Raw genomic sequence first — 24,896 nt, 5'->3', positions numbered from 1 at the left:
GATGATGACAAATGAATTTTTATTAGTATTTATCATTATTCCTATTTTAGGATTTTTGATTAGTTTTTTTATTCCTGAAAAGAAAGAGTCTTGGCTATCTTGGACGGCATTCACAACGGTTTTTATGCAGTTGTTAGTGTTGTGTGCTTTTATAATTTACTGGATAGCAAATGGCGCGAAAGATTTAAACCTATTCGAAGTATCGTTAGTTAAGACAAATGACTACGACTTCTTTATTGATTTTTATTTTGACAAAGTAACTGCGGTATATTTATTTATCGGGGCTCTATTAACCTCCATGATCACTACATACAGTCGCTATTATTTACATCGAGAAAAAGGATACAAACGCTTTTTTATCACGGTTTTATTCTTCTTTTTTGGATATAATTTAGCCATTTTATCAGGGAATTTTGAAACCTTATTTATAGGTTGGGAAATTATCGGAATTTCATCATTTTTACTTATTGGCTTTTACAGAGAACGTTATTTGCCTGTAAAAAATGCTTTCCGAGTATTCTCAATCTATAGAATTGGTGACGTTGGAATTATTTTAGCGATGTGGGCTAGTCATCACTTGTTTCATGAAAACATCACTTTTATTCGACTACACAATTACGAATTGGTCAACGAACATTTGCAAAATCACACCTTAATTGGTTCGTTCATTGCCTTATGTTTGGCGTGTGCAGCTGCAGTAAAATCTGCACAAGTACCCTTTTCTTCTTGGTTACCAAGAGCTATGGAAGGTCCTACGCCATCAAGTGCTATTTTTTACGGTTCCCTTTCTGTGCATTTAGGTGCTTTTTTAATGTTACGAACCATGCCTTTTTGGGAACACCAAACGTCTATGCGAATTGCCATTGGCGTAATGGGTTTCACCACAAGTATCATTACCACATTAATTGCTAGAGTTCAATCCTCCGTAAAAAGTCAAATTGCTTATAGTTCGATTTCTCAAATTGGATTGATATTTATTGAAATTGCGTTAGGATTCGAAACATTAGCTTTATTTCATATTGCTGGAAATGCGTTTTTAAGAACCTATCAATTACTGGTTTCACCATCTGTGGTGAGTTATTTAATCCGAGAACAGTTTTACAATTTCGTACCTAAACAAGTACGAAAAAGCATTATTCCTAAAAAATTAGAAAATGCTTTATATGTGTTAAGTTTAAACGAATTTCACTTGGAAAAAATCATTAGAATTTTCCTGTGGAATCCATTAAACACAATTGGTAACAAATTAAATTTCTTAAACCTAAGAAAATTATTCTTTTTGTTTTTAAGCACGTATTTAGCAGGAAGCATCACTTTGTATTACAAAAATTCCATTCCAAGTTACGTGACTAATTATTTACCTGAAGTTTTCGCTACCATTGGATTGGTATTCGTTTTCAAAGCCTTTTCAGAAAGAAAAAGTCCGTTTGTAGCTTGGTTACTAATTGTTTTTAATCATTTCTGGATTGTGTTAGCCATTTTGTTTAACGAAAAAGTAAGCTATTACGAAATATCGCTTTATATCACAGGAATTGTAATTGCGGGAACAATTGGTTACATCGCTTTATTGAAATTAAAAACAATGGAAAAGAGAATTTTATTAAGTCAACATTCTGGACACGTGTATGAACATCCAAAATTTGCTTTCTTTTTCTTATTAGCAGCACTTGGCGTAACCGGTTTTCCAATTACTTCCACTTTTATTGGCGAAGATTTATTGTTTAGCCATATTGAAAGTCACCAAGTAGTTTTAGCTTTTTTAGTGGCAAGTAGTTTTGTAGTTTCTGGAATAGCTGGCGTTAGAATATACACTAGACTTTTCTTAGGCACACACATTAAAACCTATCACGAATTACCTTATAAATCATCTTAATTTAAACACATTCATTTCTATGAACTCAAAAATAAAAAAATTCATCCCAGCAGACGGAATTGCGGGATTAAAAGAAAATTTCTCAGCAGATGCTATATCTGGTTTTATCGTATTTTTATTAGCGCTACCTTTAAGTTTAGGAATTGCTAAAGCCTCCGATTTCCCCCCAATTATGGGATTGATCACAGCAATCATTGGTGGTTTATTAGTTAGTTTAATTTCAGGTTCACGATTAACCATAAAAGGTCCAGCAGCTGGATTAATTGTAATTGTTGCCGGTGCTGTTGCTGAATTTGGAAAAGGCGATCCAATTTTAGGTTGGAAATTAGCTTTGGGCGCAATGGTTATTGCTGGTTTAGTTCAAATTCTGTTTGGCGTTTTAAAACTAGGCAAACTAGCCGATTTCTTTCCGCTTTCAGCCATTCATGGTATGTTAGCCGCAATTGGAATCATTATTATTGCCAAACAAATTCCAGTACTATTAAACGATAATCCAACACTTGCAAAAGGAAAAGGTCCGTTGGAATTACTAGCTAATATTCCGAATTTCATTATGAATTTAGACTATAAAGCTACTATTATTGGTGTAGTGAGTTTAGCTATTATGTTAGGTTGGCCGTATATCAAAAACAAATATATCAAAATGTTTCCAGCACCGCTTGTAGTTTTATTATTCGCTATTCCAGCTGAGTTATATATGGATTTCGCACATACTGAACCTGCTTATTCTTTGGTGAAAATTGGAAATTTAGTAGATAATATTAATTTCAATGCTAGTTTTGCTGGTATTTCACAAACAGGAACGTTTATCAAATTCGTGATCATGTTTGCTTTAGTTGGAACTTTAGAGAGTTTATTAACTGTAAAAGCTATTGATTTAACGGATCCATTCAAAAGAAAATCCAATACCAATAAAGATTTAATTGCGGTTGGAATTGGAAATGTTCTTGCTGCATTTTTAGGTGGTTTACCAATGATTGCTGAAGTAGCACGTAGTTCTTCAAATGTGAACAATGGAGGAAAAACGCGTTGGGCGAATTTCTTTCATGGTTTCTTCATTTTAGCTTTTTTATTAGTCGCTTCCCCATTATTAGAAATGATTCCGAATGCCGCATTAGCAGCCATGTTAGTTACGGTTGGAATAAAATTAGCGCATCCAAAAGAATTCATTCATACCTTTGAAATAGGAAAAGAACAATTAGCTATATTTTTAGTGACTATTTTCTTTACTTTATTTGAAGATTTATTAGTAGGTATTGCTGCTGGTATGGTTTTAAACATGATTATCCACTTATTACACGGAACTCCAATTTCATCATTTTTTAAAGCGCCAACTGAGGTAGCTTTCGAAGGAAATGAGTATTTAGTAACGATTAGTAAAGCTGCAATTTTCACTAATTTCTTAGGAATTAAAAGAAAATTAGAAGAAATCCCATACGGATTTAATGTTACTATCGACTTGAAAAACACTAAGCTTGTTGACAATTCTGTTATGGAAAACTTAGAACATTTTGTTCATGATTATGAATCGAATGGAGGAAAAGTAACCATTGTAGGATTAGAAAACCATACGGCTTTCTCGGCTCATCCAAAATCTTCCAGAAAAAATTTAAATTTTATAAATTAACAAATGAAAAAATATAGTAATTTCTTAGTAGCTCTGATAGGGCTACTAGGAATTCTGTTGCCAAATAGTTCAAGCGCACAGGTAAAAACAAGTAATAACGATGTTTGGTTTCACTATGTTGGGAAAAACATGTTAAGCCAAAAGTTATCGTTTACACTAGAAGCCACTATGCGATATGCAAACGGGGTTTCAGAAAAGCAACAATATTTTGTGAGACCATCTCTTGATTATCAGTTTACTAAAAAATTAAATGGTAGCATTGGTTATTCACATTACAACACCTATGTGTATGGAAGTCCAGCCTTAAACAAAACAGATATTCCAGAAGATCATGTTTGGATTCAAGGAACTTTTGTTCACTCGAATGGGAAATTTAAATTCACGCATCGTTTAAGAGATGAAAATAGGTTTGTTGGAATTGCAGTAAAAAATGGTACAGAATATTCCATTGATCATTACGATTATAGAAACAGATTGCGATATATGTTTTTGATGAATTATACTTTAACGAAAAAAGAAGATAAAGTCAAATTGTTCGGAATTCTGGGCGATGAAGCTTTTTTTAATATTGGTTCCAATGCTGGAAAAACGTTCTTCAATCAAAATAGAATTATTGGAGGTTTAGGCTATAATATTGATAAAAACCAACAAATTCAAATGAGTTATATCCATCAAAACATTTGGAATTACACCAATACGTTACAAGAAAGTAATCCAACCGTTAGAATATCCTACATCACTAACATTAGTTTAATTAAATAAATTTATACTTTGAAAAAAGTGGTTTTTTAAGCAAACAGGCATACATATTTTACATTCCTACAATACAAATGATGGAGCAAAATCGACCAACTTTTGTAAGCTATAAATTAGTACTATTAGATTAAGGAGTATTTATAACGGTGTTGAAATTGAATGATTAATCTTTTTTTTAGAAAATAGAATAAAGAACAAAGAATATAGAGAAGACCTGATGATGTAAAAATTGTCAGGTTTTTTTATGGTGCGGGTGCTTCAAGAGACCATCCAGCAAGTACCAAGTCTCGAATAATTTCATTAGTTTCAGCACCATCTTTTAATGAATAAATACCTTTGTCGACTGCAAACCGATCTTTTAAAGTAGCTGTTCCATAAATAGCGATGAAAATGGCAGCTATAAATCCAAATGCGAGCAACACACCGCCTACCGCTACTATGTTATAAAACAAAAGAACTACCAATGCAACAGCTGTACCCCAACATATTAGAGCTGCCTTGGTTCCTGCTTTAGAGTGGATTTCTTTACATGAATTGCAACGTGGTATTCCTATTTCAATTTTTGCAAATTTAACAGAGCGATAGACTATTAAATTTGTAGTATCCTTTGTCATATACAACGGAATAAAATAGCAATCTTCTACGTTTTGGACTGCCTCTTCATTGCAATAGGTACAATTAGTTTCAGTAGGTTCAAACCTTTTATAAAGCTCGTTAAATGTGTAATTTTCAATCATTTTTAAAAAAATTAATTATATTTCATTATCGTTGTACATAAATCTTGTTACTACATATTTAATAAGCAAAGCTGGGCCAAAAGACAATGCTATAGGTATTATCAATTCGAGAGTAAAAAACGAATCTCTTCCTTTTAAATAAAATCCAGCAACAATGGGCATTAAAAATGCACCTACTAAAAAACCCGCTAATCCAGCTAGTGGCTTTTTAGGATAACCAATAAACCCTGCAATGGATGCTGCAATTATAGAAATCATAATTAGGATATTATTCCCTTTTCCCATTATGCTTACAATTAAGCTAAGTATAATCGTAAACATCATTGCAATATTACCTCTTTCTTGTAATTTTTTCTCTTCTTTTAAGCGAAAATAAAGCTCTTCTTTGTAATCTTTAATAATATTTAATACAATTTTAGTTGCTTCAGCTTCATCAAAACCTAAATTCATTACTGATGCCACCAATTCTTGCATTGAAAATGTTTCTGCTTTAATTTTGTTTTTTAATTCTTCCTGCTGTGCGTACGTGAGTTTCTTTTCCAATTGTAATTTTTTAAATTTATATAGATTTTAATTTTAGTGAACCAAGTAATTTTTTGACATCTTCTACTTTAAATAATTGAGTTCCTTCGTTCATAGTTGCTGCAGAACCACAAGCAACTCCCCACTGAATAACTTCTTTTAAAGTTTTGTTTTGAGACAATGCCCACACCATGCCACCTACCATACTATCACCAGCTCCTACGGTGCTTTTCTTTTCTACTTTTGGCGCCTGAACAAAATGAGTTTCGTCTTGAGTGACTAAAATGGCTCCATCAGCTCCTAGTGAAACTACAACAATTTCGGCACTTTTATTTTCTATTAATTGTTTGGCTGCTTTTTCAACCTCTGGTAATTCTAATCGATCTACACCAATTAATTTTGCTAATTCGCCAATGTTGGGCTTTATCAAGTAGACTCCTGTTTCTAACACTTTTTTCAGTGGTTCACCAGATGTATCAACAATAACTTTGATGTTAGAAGCTTTAGCTATTTGGGCTATTTCTTGATAAAAACTGGAAGGTAGTCCTTCATTTAAGCTTCCGCTGATGACAAGATAATCTGTTTTTAAGTCTTTTATCTTTTGTAGAATTGTATTCTTTTCGTCTTCTAATAATTCGTTTCCCGGAAAACCAAACCGATACTGTGATTGTGAAGTATTGTCAAAAGCGATGAAGTTTTCTCTTGTCCATTTTTTGGTAGGAACCACGATACTTTCCATATTTTCATGAGCCATTAATTCTTCTAAAAGTTCTCCAGAAGAGCCACCTGATGTAAAAATACAAGTTGACGTACCTCCTAATTTTGCTATTGCTTTCGACACATTTATACCGCCACCACCGGCATCATATCGAGGTGATTCACAACGAATTTTTTGTTCTGCAATTAGTCCTGTGAAATGAGTGCTCTTATCCAAGGAAGGATTTATGGTTAGTGTTACAATGGGTTTCATTTTCATGTAATCAAATTAAATTGTTGAAAGAAATATAAATTTAGTCAAAAAAAAAGCGAAATCTATATAGACTTCGCTTTCTTTTTACAATTTCCTTCTATTATCATCAGAATTTGTATCGATCAACTTATTATAAGGGTCAACGCCAACTTCTGTTGGTTTTTCGTTCACCATCAACACCACTGTATTATCAATAGTATTAATTTTTAATTTTTTTAGATACAATTCTTTATCTGTTTTTTTTCCTTTAATGGTTTGCTCCGAAAAAATTCCAATTTCTACATAATCTTGTAAAGGAAACGATTCTGTAGGATACTTGTCGCCTTTCCTAGTGAACTTTAATGTTTTTCCTTTAGGATCTTTGAAGATTCTTTTTCCTTCCTCGTCAGCTTTATACTTTGAAACTTCAAACTGAATCGTAACTTGAAATTTGCCATTAGGCATTTTTTTAGAAGTCACAGTACTAATTCTGTTATCGTATAAAGTTATTGTCTCAAACATATCCTTAATAACATATTGTAACGAATCTGGAGTTGCTTTTTTAAATTCGTTTACCAATTCTATTGAGTTGGTATAGGGAGCATCTTGAAAAGCTACCTTACTTATATAACTCTTTAAGGTATTGTTCATTTTCTGTTCTCCAATATAATCACTTAAGGCATACAATACTAATGATCCTTTCTCATAATGAATGTATTGTTGGTTTTCGTTAAACATTAAAGGTTGTTCTTTTTTGCTTTCAAAAGTTCTTTGTTTCAAATATTTATCTAGTGCCTCTTTTAGAAATCGTCGCATTTTAGATTTTCCATACGTATGCTCTAAAACTTTTAATGAACTGTATTCTGACAAACTCTCAGAGAGTAATGTTACCCCTTGAACATTGCCACCTATAACTTGGTGAGCCCACCACTGATGAGCTACCTCGTGTGATGTAACTGCAAAAGGATAATCAACAGCGTCTTGATTTTCGTCATTTACATCAGCTATAAAACCAATGGCTTCCGAGAAGGGAATCGTATTAGCAAATGATTGTGCAAATTGACCTTGCGTTTTAGGATATTCAATAATTCGAACTTGTTTGTGCTGGTACGGACTGAAATTTTTGCTATAATATTCTAGGGATTTCTTTACACCTGCAATCATTCGATTTAAGTTGTATTCGTGTCCTTTGTGGTAATATATTTCAATGTTTACATTTTTCCATTTGTCTCGTTTAACCTCATATCTAGCAGAGTTAAAAGCATAGAAATTAAGCATTTTTTTATCCATTTTATAATGGAAATAATTTCGTCCGTTTTTCTGCCATTTCTTTTTTAAATAACCAGGTGCTATAGCTGTTTGATCTCCAGAGGTACTTACTGTGGTTTCAAATGTTAACCAATCCGCATCAGAACTGATATAAGTGTTTTTCCTAGCAATACTATCTGTTGGTTTAGCCATTCGATCTTTTGGTTTCAGCCCGTATTTTTTTCGAACATCATCATCTGTCAATTCACTTGAAGCTGAATATCCTAGAGAAGGAAAAATATCCTTATTATTAATAAACGTTCCATTATATAAAACAGGAGAGTTATTTTTAAAGAAAGTATTTGGCTTGTTCTTAATAACAAAACTCATTTGGATAGAGTCACCAGGTTGCAACGCTTGCTCTAATTTATATATGTTAAAATTATAAAGTGTATCCTTAGAAACCAGCTTGTTTTTGACATTGAAACTAACTTGGGTTCCTTCTTTATAATCTACAAAAATGGAGTCAATTACTTGGGTTGATTTATTTTTTAAAATGTATTTCCCATTAGCAACAAAATTGCGTTCCTCTGGAAACAAATCCATATCAATTTTAATATCTGTAATTCTTGGTTGAACTTTGTTCTCGAACTTTTTGTATTTCTTTTCCCAATTTACAATTTCTACCTCCTGTTCGTTTCCGCTTTTATTTTCGTTTAAAATATTATCTTGATAATACAGCGCTCCACCAATTCCTAAAAAAACGAATGTTGCCGCTACCAGTAGCAATGCAATTTGCTTTGTAAATCTGGTTTTAAAATCAGACCAACGACCCTTAAAAGATTGTACCGTACCTCTAGTCCAAAAAAGTAATGCTAAACCAAAGAAAATAATTCCAAGTGCTAACCAATATATTTTATAGAGAAAATAAGATGACAATCTGTGACCATAACCATTCATATCAGAAAAACTATAACCCGTATCACTATTAAACTGATAAATTAGTTGCTCAACCCCTATTGCTGGCAGAAAACTTAATCCGATGTAAAAAAGTAAAAGGATAAAGAATCCTAACAAATAGTTTTTAACTAATGTTTGAATAAGAACTGCCATTAATGCCCAAATTATATATTCTATCCATTTTAAGGCATACAATTCAAAAAGATAATGACCTATTTCAAAATTAAAATAACCTTTATACACCTGAAACAAAATCCCCGAAAACATAATTACTAAAAGTAACACCATTTGCATTTTGACAATGGCAATAAACTTTGACAAAAGTAAAACCCAGTTAGGAGTAGGAGTTACATCTATTAAATGAAACATTCTAGTTGTAGTAGCACGATGAATTAAAATCCCAGAAAAAAGAAAGGTTAAAATATTGATAAACAACCCAAAAGTACTTCCAGGAATTTCGAGCATTTGCCAAGTAACCGGATAGGTTTCTGTTCCAAAAAATGCACCCGAAGACAAAGCTGTAATTAAAATAAAAAGCATTCCTACAAGCACAATGCTGATAAATATCCAGTTTTTCACAATAAATTTAAAATCTACTTGAGATAAACTCCAAGCTGTTTTCAAATTTTGTTTGGTTGAATAATCATACCCTACTTTAGGCAAGTTGACTTTAGTGATTCCACCAAAATTGTTCTTTGTAATACGCTCGTTATCTTTACTTTTTCTTAATGTTAATGCTGTTTGAGTAAATGAAAAATAGCGGTACATAAGACCTAGAATTACCATAGAAACAGTCAACCAAATTGACCTATTGTAAATAATAGCTCCCTTAAAAGGCAGTAAATTTTCGTTTTTCTCGTAAACAGTCCAATACTTTGTATAATAACTTAAAGCTTCACTACCAAAAGGATCAAAAAGCGCAACCAAAAATCGATTCTCACTTTCTTTTGTAAAACTACTTACAATACCTTGCACAAATAAAAGAAGTAAAACAGTAATGAAACCAACCGAAATATTACGGGTAATTGTTACTACTGAAAAAACAATTACACCAAAAAACGCTAAATTAGGGATTATAAATATCAAATAACTTTGCAAATAGGCCATAAAACTATGCGGACCCAATAACTGTGGATTTACTCCTGGTAAAAATGAAGCTAAAAAAGCACCTAAACCAATGCAAAGCGTGATTAAAATAACAACTAATAAGGAACTGAAAAACTTACTCATTAAGTAATCCCATTTGCTAAATGGATACGAAAACAAGATAGAATGCATGTTATATTTAAAATCACGATAAACAGACGCACCTATTATGGAAGGCAATAAAAAATAAATGAAAACTGATAATGCGTTTAACATATTGTTTAATGCTATAGGCGAATTTGCCATAGCGTTAGAGGCCGTAGTAGTTTTAAAACTATCAAAAATTCCAAGACTACTAGCCATCATTAACATAGAAAATGCCATGAAAATTCCGGCATATATATAAAAAGTTGGATTTTTTAGCCACCTTTTTAATTCAAAAGTAAATAAGGTTCCAAACATTTTATAAGTCTTTTTTTAGTGCAACAAAATATACATCTTCTAACTGAGGTTCTGCCTGAACAAAACTTTCATTTGGCTTTTCCTGACTATACACTCTAATATTAAGCGTGTTGTCTTGGTTGTAATTAGAAGAAATTACATTAAAGTCTTTTTCGTTTTGTTCCAATGCTTCTCTTTCAATAATTTTGGTCCAAATTTGACCTGAAAGCTCAGCTGTTGCAGTTTTAGGAGTACTTTGATTTAATATTTTTCCACCATTTAGAATGGCCATTTCATTACATAATTCTTTTACATCATCAACAATATGCGTTGAAAAAATAACGGTATGATTTGTACCTATTTCTCTTAATACGTTTAAAAAACGGTGTCTTTCCGCAGGATCTAAACCAGCAGTAGGTTCATCAACAATGATTAACTTTGGATTATTTAACAACAATTGCGCAATACCAAAACGCTGTTTCATACCACCTGAATAGCCATTTACATTTTTCATTCTAACGTCATACAGATTAGTAACTTCTAATACTTGTTTGACAATTACTGTTCGCTCTTTTTGAGATGAAATTCCTTTTAATCGGGCAAAATAATCTAGTAAATCTTCTGCAGACATATTAGGATAAACACCAAATTCTTGAGGTAAGTATCCCAAAATTTTACGCAATTCCATTTGATTTTCAAGAACATTAATTCCATCAAATTCTATGGAACCTGAATCCGGTTTTTGTAAAGTAGCTATGGTACGCATTAAACTAGATTTACCCGCACCATTAGGACCCAAAAGTCCGAACATTCCTGTTCCTATTTCTAAATTCAAATTATCCAATGCTTTTACACCATTGCTATACGTCTTGCTCAAGTTACTAATCTTTAACTTCATGATTTATTGGTTTAGTTAAGTCAGATTAGTATCGTAATTACTAAAATGTTACCAATTGTTTCTTATTTTTATTACTAATTTATCCTTTTTCGCATTGCAAATCGCTGAAAATCATGACAATAACAAAGGAAAAAAAATGGGTTCCTTTTAGCTTTTAACCTAATTTAAAAACTGTAAAACCTTTGATCTATGATAATTCAAAAATGCTTTGAAACGTTGAGTCTTTGCGACAAACAAAAATCCTTTGTACCTTTGCTACATGATAGAAGATAAAAACCCACAACGCACCAGCATTGCTCAACTAGGAGAATTTGGACTAATAGATCATTTAACAAAAAACTTCGAAATTACACAAGCTTCTACTCTAAAAGGAATTGGGGATGACGCAGCTGTTTTAGACTTCAAGGACAAAAAAGTAGTAGTAGTAGTATCTACCGACTTGTTGATTGAAGGAGTGCATTTTGATTTGGCATACATGCCTTTGAAACATCTAGGATATAAAGCTGTAGTTGTTAACATTTCGGATATTTGTGCAATGAATGCTAAGGCAACTCAAATAACCGTTTCTGTAGCTGTGTCAAATCGTTTCCCGCTCGAAGCCTTGGATGAGTTATTTGCGGGAATTACACATGCTGCTGCAGAATATAAAGTAGATGTAATTGGTGGAGATACTACCTCATCCCAAAAAGGATTGATCATAAGTATTACAGCTATTGGCGAAGCCAATGAAGAAGAAATCGTTTATAGAAATGGTGCTAAGGAAACTGATTTACTAGTTGTTACTGGAGATATTGGTGCCGCCTACATGGGATTACAAGTTTTAGAACGTGAGAAACAAGTTTTTCAAGTAAACCCTAATTCACAACCAGATTTAGATGCATATACCTATTTAATAGAGCGTCAACTAAAACCCGAAGCTCGAAAAGATGTTCGTACATTATTGCATGCCTTAGAAGTAAAACCTACCGCAATGATTGACATATCAGATGGATTATCATCAGAGATAATGCACATTTGCAAACAATCAAAAGTAGGTTGTAATTTATATGAGGACAAATTACCTATTGACCCGCAGTTTATCAATGTTTGCGAAGAGTTCAATATTGATAGTACCACTGTTGCCATCAATGGTGGCGAAGATTACGAGTTGCTATTTACCATCTCAATACAAGATTTTGAGAAAATAAAAGCCAATCCAAACTTTACAATTATTGGTCACATGACCCAAGAAAGTGAAGGAATTCATTTAATTACGCGTGCAAATACCAAGATTCCACTCAAAGCTCGTGGATGGGATGCTTTAAGTGAATAACTACTGAAGTTAAAAACAATACCTATTTAAAAATGCCCCAAGAAGTTCAAGACTTTTTGGGGCATTTTTTATCTGATAAAAAGAATCTCTATATAGTTGTATACTAATGCACTTTGATGTTGATTCAAAATAAAATTGGTACAAAATAATTAATATAACAAACCTTTAGCTTTAGCCTCTTGAACCAGATCTTTATCTAATCCGCTTTCAATTTTTAAGAGTAACATTAAATCTTTCTTTCTTCTCTCAATTGCACCTGCTGATAAAAGAATATATTGTGGTAATTCACTTTTTTTTGTTCCTTTAGATAAGTGAAATAATATTTGTTTGTCAAAAACGTCTATCTCAACTGCATCTGCATCTACTAATTCCAACATGCTTACAATAGAATCACTGTAGTATTTTTTACTGTTGATAATCGTGTCAATTGCAAAAATCAAAACTTCAAAATTAAGATCATTTTTTACAATCAAACCAGCTGGATTGATGGTTTTAACAATCGTTTTGATTTTCAATAATTCAGTGTACATGGTCAGTAAAATAATTTTACAATTCGGCATGTATGTTTGGAGTAACTTAGCTAAATCCTCACCTGAGAAAATATTTTTACTTTCAAAAGGAGGCATACTAATATCCAGAAAAGCAATATCAAAAGGAGCCGTTTCGGGATTAGTAATAATATGATAAGCTATTTCGCAGTTTTTGGCTTGATCAATTTTAAATATGTACTGATCGGTTTTATAACGATTAATAGCATTCTTATACCCCTCAATTATAAAAGGGTGATCGTCTACGATTAATATATTATTCTTAAATTTTACTTGAGCTGGGGCTTCAATTGTCATTCTTTTCTAGTATTAAGGTTTTATACTAAATGTATTGTTATTGTAATGTGGGTTCCTTTACTAATAATAGAATTTATAGTGAAAGTCCCATTACAATCTAAGGCTCTTGACCTGATGTTTTGCAAACCTATTCCTTTTTTTGCTTTGATAGTGTTAAAACCAATTCCGTCATCAATAATTTCTAAAGTTAATTGATCTCCATTTTTTAAAAACTTTACATGGATGGAATTAGCATGTGCATATTTATTTATGTTTTGTAAACTTTCTTGCACAATTCTATAAATATTGATTTTGATAGAATTACTTATTTCATCCCAATTAATACTATTATCAATACTGGTCTGTACAGGGATACTAAATGTTTTTCTTTGCTCTTCGAGAAGATTATGCAATATGACAACAAAATTATTAATCAATTCTTTATTTTCTCGACTCAAGTCGTGAGATATTTCTCGTAAATCTTGTTCAATTTTACGAAGTTCTAATAAATATTCGTTTCTCTTTTCAACTGCATTTGCGTCTTCAAATTGGTTCAAAGTGTCTAAGTTTATCCTAAGACCAAATATTCTACCCAAAACACCATCATGCAATTCCTGTGCTAATCTTTTCTTTTCCTTAACTCTACCTAAATCTATGATACTCTGTTGCGAAATCATTAAATTGTAAATGTCTTCATTAGCTTTTTGTTGTCTTTGTTTGTAGAGTAAAACTTTATTTCTATTTCTCTGGTTTAAAATAAGATACAACAGTAATACAACAACTCCAAATGAAATCAAAACGTACAATAAATTCCTGTTTTTAGTGGTTAAATAGTCATTCTTTTCAATAACTTCCTCTGTTTCGTATTCAATTCTTGAAAATTTATTCCCTATTGCTCGATCTGATTTTTGAAGTTTTTCACTAACAATGATATATTCTTTAGTATATTTTGCCGCATTTCTAGGGTCTATGATTGAGAGTTGTTTGAAAGAATTTAAAATTTCACGATAATTATTAGTCTTTTTTGATAAAATTAAAGCGTCATTAGCAAATTGTTTTGCCTTTAAAGTATCTCTTTTCCAGAGAAGATATTCCGAAATATTTATTTTACTAGCAATAATCCCAGTTGTTATTTGTAAACTGTCTCGGATTTGTAAAGATTTAAAAAACAATTGTTCAAGACCTTTGTTTTCTTCAAGTTTAAACTTCGTATATGCTAAATTATTCAATAACATTGCATAAAGAGAAGGCTTATCTTTAAAAACGTTTTCCTGTGTTAGTCCCTCTTCAAAATACTTTTTGGCATATTTATATTTTTTTTGGTTTAAATATACAAAACCTATATTGTTATATGAAGTTGCCTTGGGTTGTGAAAATGATTTTAAAAGATAATCATCTATACTTGATAAAGCCATATTGTGATAAGCAACAGCTCGGTCATAATCCTCAAGCTCGTTATAAATTTGGCCTAAAATATTAAAACAATCATAACGAATATCATTGTAATTTTTATTTTTAATCAACTTTAAAGCTTTCGAAATTGCTAGCTCTGAACCTAGAAAATCACTCTCTTTATATTGTAATGTAGCTTTGTTAAGAATTGTTAACGCAACATTATAAGTATCGTTTAACTCTAAATATTTATTCTCAGCAATGTTATAATAATAAAAAGTGCTATCAGCTTTTACTTTCAGTAAATAATAATCCCCCAAATAAGCATTGCCTTTTGCTATACCGTATGCATCTTTTTTTTCTTCCGCTTTTTTTATAATTTGATGAACTGTATTTTTATAGTCTATAAATTGATCTAAATTATAATATCGATTGGCTATTTTAAATAAATTATTAAGATAAATAGAATCATTACTTTGACGATCAACTATTGCAGAAGCTTTTTTTATGTAATTTAGTCTTTGATGAAGTGATAAGTCAAAATTATTTGCTAAAGAAAAAAACATCTCTAAACTATCCTTTGAATATATCTTATCCATGGTCTGTGTATTTTTTTGTGTACAACTATTACACAGAAAAAAAAACATAACAACAAAAAAATATTTTTTCAATAGAATTGGAATTTAACTACCAAAAATAGGGAATTAAACGGTTGTTTAAAAAAAAAGCTGCCATGAATTTGACAGCCCTACTTAATTTTAACAGTAAAAGGAATTAATCATTTTTTTTATTTCCTCCTATTGATGCATTGCCACTAAGATCTCTTTTAAAATTATCAATTTGATATTCTGTTTTTTTAGACTCTTTTTTAATTATAGAAATAGATTTAGCTTTAAATGTAAAGGAAGTTAGCACCAATATCATAAACACTAAAAAAGTTGTAATAATTGTATTTTTCATAAATAAATATTAAAAATGATTTTTTGTGAATCGTGTTTGATTTACAATTATAAACTATCCCACCAGTCAGAAATTTTGTCTAATAAAGTAGGTTCTTGTCTAGGTCGTGCGTCATTTTTTTTATCATTATTAACAGAACCATTACCACCAAGTTCCAACTTCATCGTATTTAAATTCAAAATCTCGATTTTATCATTGTTATTACTAAATGGAGTAATATGTGCATTTGATTCTACTGAAGTCAGTACCATTAATAACGCGAATAATCCTAATGTTGCAATTGATTTTTTCATGATTTGAGGTTTTATATTTATATTATTTTAACTCTTTATAGTGCTGATTAACAGCTTTCCTTGAGGTAAAACTACTATACAAAAAGCAAATAACAATCAATAAAAATGGGTTAATGGTAGAACAGGTCCGTGTACGGGTGTACGGGTATGAAACTTGGGTAAAATGTGGGGATTTATATTTCTAAATAATTCCCATTTGCAAAATCAGTGATAATTTGATCAACATTCGCTTTGTACATTTTAGAATAAGGTATACGTGCGTTGGAGTTTTTTATATAGCAAAGAGCATTGCCGCTGTGAATTCTAGAAATGTAATTTCTGTTTACGATGTAACTTTTATGAATCCTCGTGAAGGGTTGAGACAAAACTGTTTCAAAATATTTTAGGGTTTTAAAAGCCGTTATTAATTCCCCATTGTTCAAATAAATGTCTGTAGAATTGTTATCTGCTTTTAGGAAACAGATGTCTTTTGCATCAATATACCGATAATCACCATAGGATTTAATACACAAACGCAAGGATTCAACTTCAGGAACTGAACTGAATACACTTAATACAGGAAACTGTTGATGGTGAAATGTTGCAATCTCATTTGTAATTCCTTCATTTTCTACTTTTTTATTTAACCTCAACAAAAATTTTACAATGTTAGAAGGCTCAATAGGCTTGATCAAATATTCCCTAACGCCGTATTGAAAAGAGTCATACGCCAGTTTTTTATCACGAGTAGTAACTACAAAAATGGGCATGATACTCAAATATTTATAAAGGCAATCTATAAAATGCAAACCCAAATTTAAGGTGCGGTCTATTGGATCTATCTCAATAAAAACAATGTCTGGTTTATTTTCTAATACAAGATCTAGTCCTTCTGTGGCATTAAATGCAGAACCTACATAATTCAGTACTGGAAAAACATCAGCTACAGCTTTTGTTTCCAAGAGACTTTCTTGGTCGTCATCTATAATTATGTATTTATATTGCATTCTGGGCAAATCGTTTTTATCATCCTCTACAATTCAACATTCTCAGCATTTTTAAAAATAGTATTTCAAACTAAATAAAAAACAAAAGTATACAATATCCAATACCAAGTTAAAAAAACATTTTCATCATTGAAAAACTTTACAATATAACGCTCAATTTTTTTTAAATTATTCTACAGCACGATACTGCTTGTTATCATTCTAAGATTTATACCCAATTTTATTGGAAAAATAAATATAACTTTTCTAAAATATTATTGTAAAAATAATTTTTAACTAAAATTTATCTTACTTTTATCAAAAAAAGTCATGAGAAAAATAAGTGCTTTATTATGTGTATTTTGCTGCTTCATAGGGTTTAGCCAAGAAAAAGAAGTGTCAACCTTCAAGAAAAATGAAATTAAAGGAAATGCCTTATTCCTAGTTTTAGGTGCCGTAGAGATTACTTACGAGAGATTAATTACAGAGGATAGCGGTTTAGGCGCAACCGTTTTCTTTGTTGCCGAAGATGAATTTGATAGCAATTTTAACTTAACTCCTTACTACCGTGCTTATTTTGGAAAAAAACCAGCTGCTGGATTTTTTGTAGAAGGCTTTAGTATGATAAGTACTGGTATTAGTAATAAAATGTATTATTACGACAATAATGGAAATTTAACTAATATTGATGAAGATCGCTATACTGATTTTGCCCTAGGTTTTGGACTTGGGTCAAAGTGGGTGCACAAACGTGGATTTGTCTTTGAAATCAATGCGGGAATAGGTCGAAATTTACTAAGTACCAATAGCCCGGAAGTTGTTCCGCGTGGTGGTATAACACTCGGTTACCGTTTCTAAGCAAAAAAGCTTCTCAATCGAGAAGCTTTTTTTATACTATAATTATCGTGTATTACATTTTCATCAACCAGTTTTTCATTGAAACTTCATTTTCAATAATGACTTTTAAATCCGCAATAGCCACACGATCTTGTTTCATAGTATCTCTATGACGTATGGTTACCGTTTGATCTTCAATAGTTTGATGATCTACAGTGATACAGAAAGGCGTTCCTAAGGCATCTTGCCTTCTATAACGTCTTCCTACCGCATCTTTTTCATCATACGATACACTGAAATCCCATTTCAAATCGTCAATAATTTGTCTGGCGATTTCTGGTAATCCATCTTTTTTAACTAATGGTAAAATAGCCGCTTTAGTTGGAGCAAGTACTGAAGGTAATTTCAGCACTGTTCTAGTAGATCCATCTTCAAGCGTTTCTTCTTTTAACGAAGTTGCAAAAACTGCCAAAAACATTCTGTCTAAACCAACTGAGGTTTCTACCACATACGGCACGTAATTCTGGTTTAATTCAGCATCAAAATACTGTAATTTTCTACCTGAAAATTGCTCGTGTGCTTTCAAATCGAAATCTGTTCTAGAGTGAATTCCTTCTAATTCTTTGAATCCAAAAGGGAAATCAAATTCTATATCAGCAGCAGCATTAGCGTAATGTGCTAGTTTTTCGTGATCGTGAAAGCGGTATCTTTCTTTCCCTAAACCTAGAGATAAATGCCATTTTAGTCGGGCTTCTTTCCAAAACTCATAATGCTTCATTTCTTCGCCTGGACGCACAAAAAATTGCATCTCCATTTGTTCAAACTCACGCATACGAAAGATGAATTGTCTCGCTACGATTTCGTTTCTAAACGCTTTTCCGGTTTGTGCAATTCCAAAAGGAACTTTCATTCGTCCTGATTTTTGCACATTTAAAAAGTTTACAAAAATACCTTGAGCAGTTTCTGGACGCAAGTATAAATCCATTGCCGTATCTGCTGAGGCTCCTAATTTAGTACCAAACATCAAGTTGAATTGACGCACTTCGGTCCAATTACGCGAACCAGATTCTGGACAAGCAATTTCTAACTCTTCTATCAAAGCTTTTACATCCTCAAGATCTCCGTTACCTAATGAGCGACCCATTCTTTCAAGAATTTCTCTCTCTTTGGCTAAATATTCAACCACTCTCGCATTAGTTGTAATGAATTCTTGCTCATTGAAAGCATCTCCAAAACGAACTTTTGCTTTTTCGATTTCTTTTTTTGCCTTTACATTTAATTTTTCGGCATAATCCTCTATTAAAACATCGGCTCTGTATCTTCTTTTTGAATCTTTGTTGTCTATCAACGGGTCATTAAAAGCATCAACGTGACCTGAGGCTTTCCAGGTAGTAGGATGCATCAATATTGCAGCATCAAGGCCTACAATATTTTCGTTCATTTGCACCATTGCTTTCCACCAATACTCGCGAATGTTCTTTTTTAATTCCACTCCGTTTTGTGCATAATCATAGACTGCACTTAAACCATCGTAAATTTCGCTTGACGGAAAAATAAATCCGTACTCTTTTGCATGCGAAACTACATTCTTAAATAAATCTTCTTGTTTTGCCATAGTATTGCAAAAATATAAAAAGTGAACATAAAAAAAAGAAAATTATGTACCAATGGAGCATTGATTTGTTTATTTTTATCAATAAATACCTGATTCTATGTTTGAAAGCTTTATAAATCTCTTTTTTCCAAAAGTTTGTTCAGGGTGCAATTCTTTTTTGGTTGCCAATGAATTAGTGATTTGTACCCTTTGCAGACACAACATTCCCTTGACAAATCATCATTTGATGGAAAACAATGAAGCGTTCAAAAAATTCTATGGACGTATTCCGGTAATTCATGCATCAGCTTTATTTTATTTTAGAAAAAAAGGCATTGTACAGCAAATCATTCACAACTTAAAATACAAGGGTCATGAAAAGGTGGGAACACTTATTGGGGATTGGTATACTCATGAATTAAAAAAAGTTGAAGCTCTACAAGATGTAGATGCCATAATTCCGGTTCCTTTACACCCAAAGAAGCTTCGAGAAAGAGGTTATAATCAAGTTACTACTTTTGGGAAAGCACTTTCATCAAACTTAAAAATTAGTTACAACGATACTATTTTACACAGAAATATTTACTCAAAAACACAATCAAAAAAAAACTTATTAGGTCGGACTGAGGGAATAGAAAGCGTGTTTGATGTTGTATTTGATGAAAAAGATCACAACAAACATTTTCTTATTGTAGATGATGTAATTACTACAGGAGCAACGCTTGAAGCCTGCTCCAGGGCATTACTTAAAATCCCTGGAGCAAAGATAAGTATTGTTTGTATGGCTATGGCACAATCCTAAATCAGTCTTAACGCTAATTTATCTAAGGTTTAAAATCCACGTTTGAAAATTACATACTTATCCTATTAGGTATATGTTTAGTCATTAATGGAATAAAAATAGTATCCCTCTAAATAACACATTTTAAACATTTTAATCAACAATTACCTTCAGCGCCTTTACGAACACCTGTAAAACATTCATTTATTACTACTTACATAGTAATATAGTACTTAATAAATTAATTTAATGAAATTATAACGAAATAGAATTTCCGTTTCCAAACTTTAATGTTTAAATTTGAATAATATATTAATTCACTTATAAAACAATTATATCATGGCTTTTGAATTACCACAATTACCTTATGCATACGATGCATTAGAACCACATATTGATGCAAGAACAATGGAAATACACCATTCTAAGCATCACAATGCTTACACCACCAATCTAAATGCAGCTATTGCAGGTACTGATATGGAAGGTAAAACCATTGAAAATATTTTAATTAATCTGGATTTAAAAAACGCTGCTGTACGCAACAACGGCGGTGGATTTTACAACCACAACTTATTTTGGACCGTAATGACGCCTAATGGTGGCGGTTTACCAACAGGTGATTTATTAGTAGCAATTGAAGCTGCTTTTGGAACTTTTGAAGAGTTCAAAGCTAGTTTTAGTAAAGCGGGTGCTACACAATTTGGTTCAGGATGGGCTTGGCTTTGTGTACAAAAAGGAGGGAAACTTGAAGTTTGCGGTACACCTAATCAAGACAATCCATTAATGCCAGGAGTAGGTTGTGGCGGAACTCCTATTTTGGCAATGGACGTTTGGGAACATGCTTACTACTTAAACTACCAAAACAGAAGACCTGATTATATTGAAGCATTTTTCAACGTAATCAACTGGACTGAAGTTTCCAGAAGATATGCTTTAGAGAAATAGTTTTTCTTTAGATAAAAAAATACAGAAAATAGAGAATAGACAAATGGCTGAAAAGTTGTTTGTCTATTTTTTTATACTTAAAATTAATTATCTATTTAAAAAATTTTATTCTAACAAAAAAAGACGAACCAAATAACCTAATTTGCTCGTCTTTTTTCTATAATCTCTTCTTTTTCCTCTTCCCTGACTTTATTCCAATAAAAAAGGTGGAATTGCTTCCACCCTTTTTGCCCCAAATCTACCATAAATTTAACCTACTAATATTATGGTGATATAAAAATATACAAATAACTTTAAGTTTGCAAATTAATTAGATAAAAAACCTATAAAACCGATTAAAACCCCTTTTGGGATTATTTTAATAGGCGCGAGCATCTTTGCCTTCATAAAAATTCATAAAAGCTCTATTGACCACACGATTACCACCTGGCGTAGGATAATCACCTGTAAAGTACCAATCTCCTAGGTTTTTTGGACAAGCAGTATGCAAATCTTCAACTGTTTGAAAAATAATTTTCACTTCGGCTTTAATTTCCGGTGAACTTAACATTTCAGCAATTTTATCTGAAATCTCTTGAGCTTCAAAAGGAGCATATACAGCCGTTACATAATTTACAACATCGTTATCTTGATAATTTTCTTGTGCTTTACATTTGGCATACACTTCATCTACAATATGATATAAATTCCTTTCCTTGAGTAATTCAAGCGCTGCTCTAAAAGCTACTAAACCTTCTAACTTAGCCATATCAATCCCATAACAATCAGGATAACGTATTTGTGGTGCCGATGAAACTATTACAATCCGTTTTGGATTCAAACGATCCATCATTTTTATAATACTCATTTTAAGGGTAGTCCCTCTTACAATACTATCATCTATAATTACTAAATTATCTGTAGGCTTGATTACACCATACGTTACATCATAAACGTGTGCTACAAGATCATCTCGACTACTATCCTCAGTAATAAAAGTTCTTAGTTTAGCATCCTTTATAGCTACTTTCTCAGTACGTATTTTAACTGAAAGCAACTCTTGTAGCGTTTCCTTAGTTAAAGTATTTCTGTTTTCTAAAATGAAATTGTTTTTTCTTTGATTTAAGAAATCCTGTGCCGCCTCGACTAATCCGTAAAATGAAGTTTCCGCCGTATTTGGTATGTATGAGAAAACAGTATTATCCGTATCCTCATCTATAGATTTTAAGACTGCTGGCAAGATTAATCGACCAAGGATTTTTCTTTCTTGATAAATTTCGGCATCACTACCTCTTGAAAAATAAATACGCTCAAAAGAACACGCTTTTTTAACTGTTGGCGGTAAAATTTCTTTCATCGAAATAGTACCATTTTTTTTGATGATCAATGCATTTCCTGGCTCGATTTCTTGCACCGATTCAAAAGGAACATTAAACACGGTCTGAATCACTGGTCGTTCTGATGCTACTACCACAATTTCATCATCTTGATAAAAATAAGCAGGTCTAATTCCAGCTGGATCTCTAAATACAAAAGAATCACCGTGACCTAAAAGTCCAGCCATTGCATATCCTCCATCTAAATTTTTAGCTGCACGTGCTAAAATCTTAGCTACATCTAATCGTTCTGCAATTACAGGTGATGCTTCTCTTTTACTCAATCCTTCGTTTTTGCAATCTTGGTACAAATCTGTAACTGCATTATCTAGAAAATGACCTATTTTCTCCATTACAGTCACGGTATCTGCCATTTCTTTTGGATGCTGTCCTAGATCTATTAAATTCTGAAAAAGCTCTTTAACATTAGTCATATTAAAGTTTCCTGCTAAAATCAAGTTGCGATGCATCCAGTTATTTTGACGTAAAAATGGATGTACACTTTCAATACTGTTTTTACCAAAAGTTCCATAACGCACATGTCCTAAAAACAATTCACCTAGATATGGCAATTTTTGTTTTTGTAAAGCCACATTATCAGCATACTCAGGGTGCGCTGCCATTTCTTCGTTTATTCTGTCGTTTATTTGTGCAAAGACATCTTGAATAGGCTGTGCATGATTTGATCGTACACGGCTGATATACCGTTCACCTGGTTCTACATCTAGTTTAATACTTGCAAAACCCGCACCATCTTGACCTCGGTTGTGTTGCTTTTCCATCAAAAGATACATCTTCTGGATTCCGTAAAATGCGGTTCCATATTTCTCTTTATAATATTCAAGCGGTTTAAGTAATCTAATTAAAGCTATTCCACATTCATGTTGTAAAGCATCGCTCATTGTAGTGTAATTTGTTGTGTTGTTGTGATATTCTGAGATTAGCAAAGCGTAAGTTCTATAATTTTACAAAAGTAAAAACTAAAATTTCCTACTACTATTTTTAAACAAAAAAACCCCGTTTCCGAGGTTTTAAGATATTATAATTCTATGTCAAATTGTGTTAGCGATTTGAATTGTTTTAATCGAGACACTACTTCGGTTTTCTCTAAAGTAAGCATTCTCTCGGTACCAAATTTTTCTACACAAAAAGAAGCTAAGTTTGAACCTTGAATGATAGCGTTTTTCATATTCTCAAAAGAGATATTTTCGCTTTGAGTCAAGTAACCCGCAAATCCTCCTGCAAATGTATCTCCTGCTCCTGTTGGGTCAAACACTTCTTCTAATGGTAATGCTGGAGCAAAGAAAACTTCCTTATCATGAAAAATAAGTGCGCCATGCTCTCCTTTTTTAATTACCACATATTTAGGACCCATGGTGTGAATTTTGGCAGCAGCCTTAACAAGAGAATATTCTCCAGAAAGTTGTCTAGCCTCTTCATCATTGATAGTGATTACATCAACGCGTTTGATTACGTCTAGCAATTCAGATAGAGCACAATCCATCCAAAAATTCATCGTGTCTAGCACTACAAGTTTTGGTTGTGTTTCCATTTGATCTAAAACACTGCTTTGTACCAATGGATGTAAGTTTCCTAGCATTACAATCTCAGCATTTTTATAGTCTTGTGGTACTTTTGGTTGAAAATCAGCCAAAACATTTAGTTGTGTATCCAGTGTATCCCTTGAGTTTAAGTCATTGTGGTAACGACCACTCCAAAAGAACGTTTTACCACCTTGTACTACTTCTAGTCCAGAGATATCAATATTTCTTGAAGTTAATAAATCTAAATATTCTTGAGGAAAATCATCTCCAACTACAGAAACAATGGCTGATTGCACATTAAAAAAAGAAGCAGATATACCAATATATGTTCCTGCACCACCTAAAATTTTATCAGTTTTCCCAAATGGAGTTTCAATAGCGTCAAAAGCTACTGTTCCAACAATCAATAATTTATTCATTATATACGTTTCGAATTAAGCGGCAAAGATAGTTTATAAGTTGTAAAGTTGCAAAGCACTAGACATGTAAAGTTTTGCCAATTTAAACCAACCATTTACAACAATTTAGCTTCTTCTTTTTCATAAAAAGCATCTACAGAAAGCTGTTTTTGCATGGATGCCATAACGGCCAATTCATCACACCTTTCGTTTTGAGCATGATTGTTATGTCCTTTAATCCATTTAAAATCGACTTTGTGTTTTCGGTATACTAGTAAAAACCGTTTCCACAAATCAGTATTTTTTCTATCAACAAAACCTTTTTTTTCCCAGCCTAAAACCCATTTTTTTTCTACAGAATCTACTACATATTTAGAATCCGAAACTACTAATACTCTCGTATTGGGATTTTTTAACTTCTCAAGCCCAACAATTACGCCTAGTAATTCCATTCTATTATTGGTCGTCCTACGAAATCCTTCATAAAACTCTTTTTTATACGGTTTTCCTACCCATTCCATGACTACACCGTATCCGCCATTTCCTGGATTACCCTTGGCCGCACCATCTGTATATATATGTACATCGTGTCCCAT

The 24,896-nt window shown here is 32.2% G+C and carries 21 protein-coding genes; 7 read left to right on the top strand and 14 right to left on the bottom strand.

The features are described 5' to 3' along the window. The first annotated feature begins 1 nt into the window (after position 1). From AC061E_RS01305 to AC061E_RS01295, 3 genes are read left to right on the top strand one after another with little or no spacing between them, the layout of a single operon-like run. Positions 2–1,873: a proton-conducting transporter transmembrane domain-containing protein gene (locus tag AC061E_RS01305; protein ID WP_478284651.1), complete on the top strand. Its 1,872-nt coding sequence runs from the start codon at positions 2–4 to the stop codon at positions 1,871–1,873. A 19-nt stretch (positions 1,874–1,892) separates the two neighbouring features. Next, positions 1,893–3,500 (top strand): SulP family inorganic anion transporter, encoded by a 1,608-nt coding sequence (locus AC061E_RS01300; RefSeq protein WP_478284650.1) that lies wholly within the window; start codon positions 1,893–1,895, stop codon positions 3,498–3,500. A 3-nt stretch (positions 3,501–3,503) separates the two neighbouring features. Then, a complete protein-coding gene (locus tag AC061E_RS01295; RefSeq protein WP_478284649.1) occupies positions 3,504–4,262 on the top strand; it encodes a DUF2490 domain-containing protein in 759 nt (252 codons plus the stop codon). A gap of 236 nt (positions 4,263–4,498) precedes the next feature. On the opposite strand, the gene AC061E_RS01290 is transcribed toward AC061E_RS01295, so the two are convergent. The 5 genes from AC061E_RS01290 to AC061E_RS01270 all read right to left on the bottom strand — a co-directional run bounded on the left by AC061E_RS01290 (position 4,499) and on the right by AC061E_RS01270 (position 11,097). After that, positions 4,499–4,993 (bottom strand): hypothetical protein, encoded by a 495-nt coding sequence (locus tag AC061E_RS01290; RefSeq protein WP_478284648.1) that lies wholly within the window; start codon positions 4,991–4,993, stop codon positions 4,499–4,501. A gap of 15 nt (positions 4,994–5,008) precedes the next feature. Further along, complete coding sequence (locus AC061E_RS01285) at positions 5,009–5,536, bottom strand: hypothetical protein (protein WP_478284647.1); 528 nt, start codon at positions 5,534–5,536, stop codon at positions 5,009–5,011. 16 nt (positions 5,537–5,552) lie between these two features. After that, positions 5,553–6,491, bottom strand: coding sequence for a 1-phosphofructokinase family hexose kinase (locus tag AC061E_RS01280; RefSeq protein WP_478284646.1), 939 nt, complete (start codon positions 6,489–6,491; stop codon positions 5,553–5,555). Positions 6,492–6,569: 78 nt separating this feature from the next. Beyond that, positions 6,570–10,220: an ABC transporter permease/M1 family aminopeptidase gene (locus AC061E_RS01275; RefSeq protein ID WP_478284645.1), complete on the bottom strand. Its 3,651-nt coding sequence runs from the start codon at positions 10,218–10,220 to the stop codon at positions 6,570–6,572. Between the two features lies 1 nt (position 10,221). Further along, a complete protein-coding gene (locus AC061E_RS01270; protein ID WP_478284644.1) occupies positions 10,222–11,097 on the bottom strand; it encodes an ABC transporter ATP-binding protein in 876 nt (291 codons plus the stop codon). Positions 11,098–11,356: 259 nt separating this feature from the next. Here AC061E_RS01270 and thiL point away from each other — a divergent pair, with 259 nt between their 5' ends. Further along, entirely contained in the window at positions 11,357–12,409 is a 1,053-nt protein-coding gene (gene thiL, locus AC061E_RS01265) for a thiamine-phosphate kinase (protein ID WP_478284643.1), read from the top strand. Between the two features lie 149 nt (positions 12,410–12,558). Here thiL and AC061E_RS01260 read toward each other — a convergent pair whose 3' ends face one another. From AC061E_RS01260 to AC061E_RS01240, 5 genes are all read right to left on the bottom strand, one after another. Then, positions 12,559–13,254, bottom strand: coding sequence for a response regulator (locus tag AC061E_RS01260; protein ID WP_478284642.1), 696 nt, complete (start codon positions 13,252–13,254; stop codon positions 12,559–12,561). Positions 13,255–13,274: 20 nt separating this feature from the next. Continuing rightward, positions 13,275–15,296, bottom strand: coding sequence for a tetratricopeptide repeat-containing sensor histidine kinase (locus AC061E_RS01255; protein WP_478284641.1), 2,022 nt, complete (start codon positions 15,294–15,296; stop codon positions 13,275–13,277). 103 nt (positions 15,297–15,399) lie between these two features. Continuing rightward, complete coding sequence (locus AC061E_RS01250) at positions 15,400–15,585, bottom strand: hypothetical protein (RefSeq protein WP_478284640.1); 186 nt, start codon at positions 15,583–15,585, stop codon at positions 15,400–15,402. Positions 15,586–15,632: 47 nt separating this feature from the next. Beyond that, on the bottom strand, positions 15,633–15,878 hold the full coding sequence (locus AC061E_RS01245) for a hypothetical protein (RefSeq protein ID WP_478284639.1): 246 nt from the start codon (positions 15,876–15,878) through the stop codon (positions 15,633–15,635). A 173-nt stretch (positions 15,879–16,051) separates the two neighbouring features. Beyond that, positions 16,052–16,864, bottom strand: coding sequence for a LytR/AlgR family response regulator transcription factor (locus AC061E_RS01240; protein WP_478284638.1), 813 nt, complete (start codon positions 16,862–16,864; stop codon positions 16,052–16,054). A gap of 309 nt (positions 16,865–17,173) precedes the next feature. On the opposite strand from AC061E_RS01240, the gene AC061E_RS01235 reads away from it, so the two are divergent. Beyond that, complete coding sequence (locus AC061E_RS01235) at positions 17,174–17,701, top strand: DUF3575 domain-containing protein (protein ID WP_478284637.1); 528 nt, start codon at positions 17,174–17,176, stop codon at positions 17,699–17,701. A gap of 52 nt (positions 17,702–17,753) precedes the next feature. Here AC061E_RS01235 and AC061E_RS01230 read toward each other — a convergent pair whose 3' ends face one another. Continuing rightward, positions 17,754–19,295, bottom strand: a complete 1,542-nt coding sequence (locus tag AC061E_RS01230) for a glycine--tRNA ligase (RefSeq protein WP_478284636.1) — start codon at positions 19,293–19,295, stop codon at positions 17,754–17,756. Positions 19,296–19,392: 97 nt separating this feature from the next. Here AC061E_RS01230 and AC061E_RS01225 point away from each other — a divergent pair, with 97 nt between their 5' ends. Beyond that, positions 19,393–20,076, top strand: a complete 684-nt coding sequence (locus AC061E_RS01225; protein ID WP_478284635.1) for a ComF family protein — start codon at positions 19,393–19,395, stop codon at positions 20,074–20,076. A gap of 318 nt (positions 20,077–20,394) precedes the next feature. Continuing rightward, positions 20,395–21,003 (top strand): superoxide dismutase, encoded by a 609-nt coding sequence (locus AC061E_RS01220; protein ID WP_478284634.1) that lies wholly within the window; start codon positions 20,395–20,397, stop codon positions 21,001–21,003. 358 nt (positions 21,004–21,361) lie between these two features. On the opposite strand, the gene AC061E_RS01215 is transcribed toward AC061E_RS01220, so the two are convergent. From AC061E_RS01215 to rnhA, 3 genes are all read right to left on the bottom strand, one after another. Further along, on the bottom strand, positions 21,362–23,260 hold the full coding sequence (locus tag AC061E_RS01215) for an amidophosphoribosyltransferase (RefSeq protein ID WP_478284633.1): 1,899 nt from the start codon (positions 23,258–23,260) through the stop codon (positions 21,362–21,364). Between the two features lie 137 nt (positions 23,261–23,397). Beyond that, entirely contained in the window at positions 23,398–24,321 is a 924-nt protein-coding gene (locus AC061E_RS01210) for a PfkB family carbohydrate kinase (protein ID WP_478284632.1), read from the bottom strand. Between the two features lie 95 nt (positions 24,322–24,416). Beyond that, positions 24,417–24,896 (bottom strand): ribonuclease HI, encoded by a 480-nt coding sequence (gene rnhA, locus AC061E_RS01205; RefSeq protein ID WP_478284631.1) that lies wholly within the window; start codon positions 24,894–24,896, stop codon positions 24,417–24,419.

This window comes from Flavobacterium sp. GNP011 (assembly GCF_056428925.1).
Note: the sequence above shows the minus strand (reverse complement) of the source record. Positions and strands in the feature narration are given on the sequence as shown.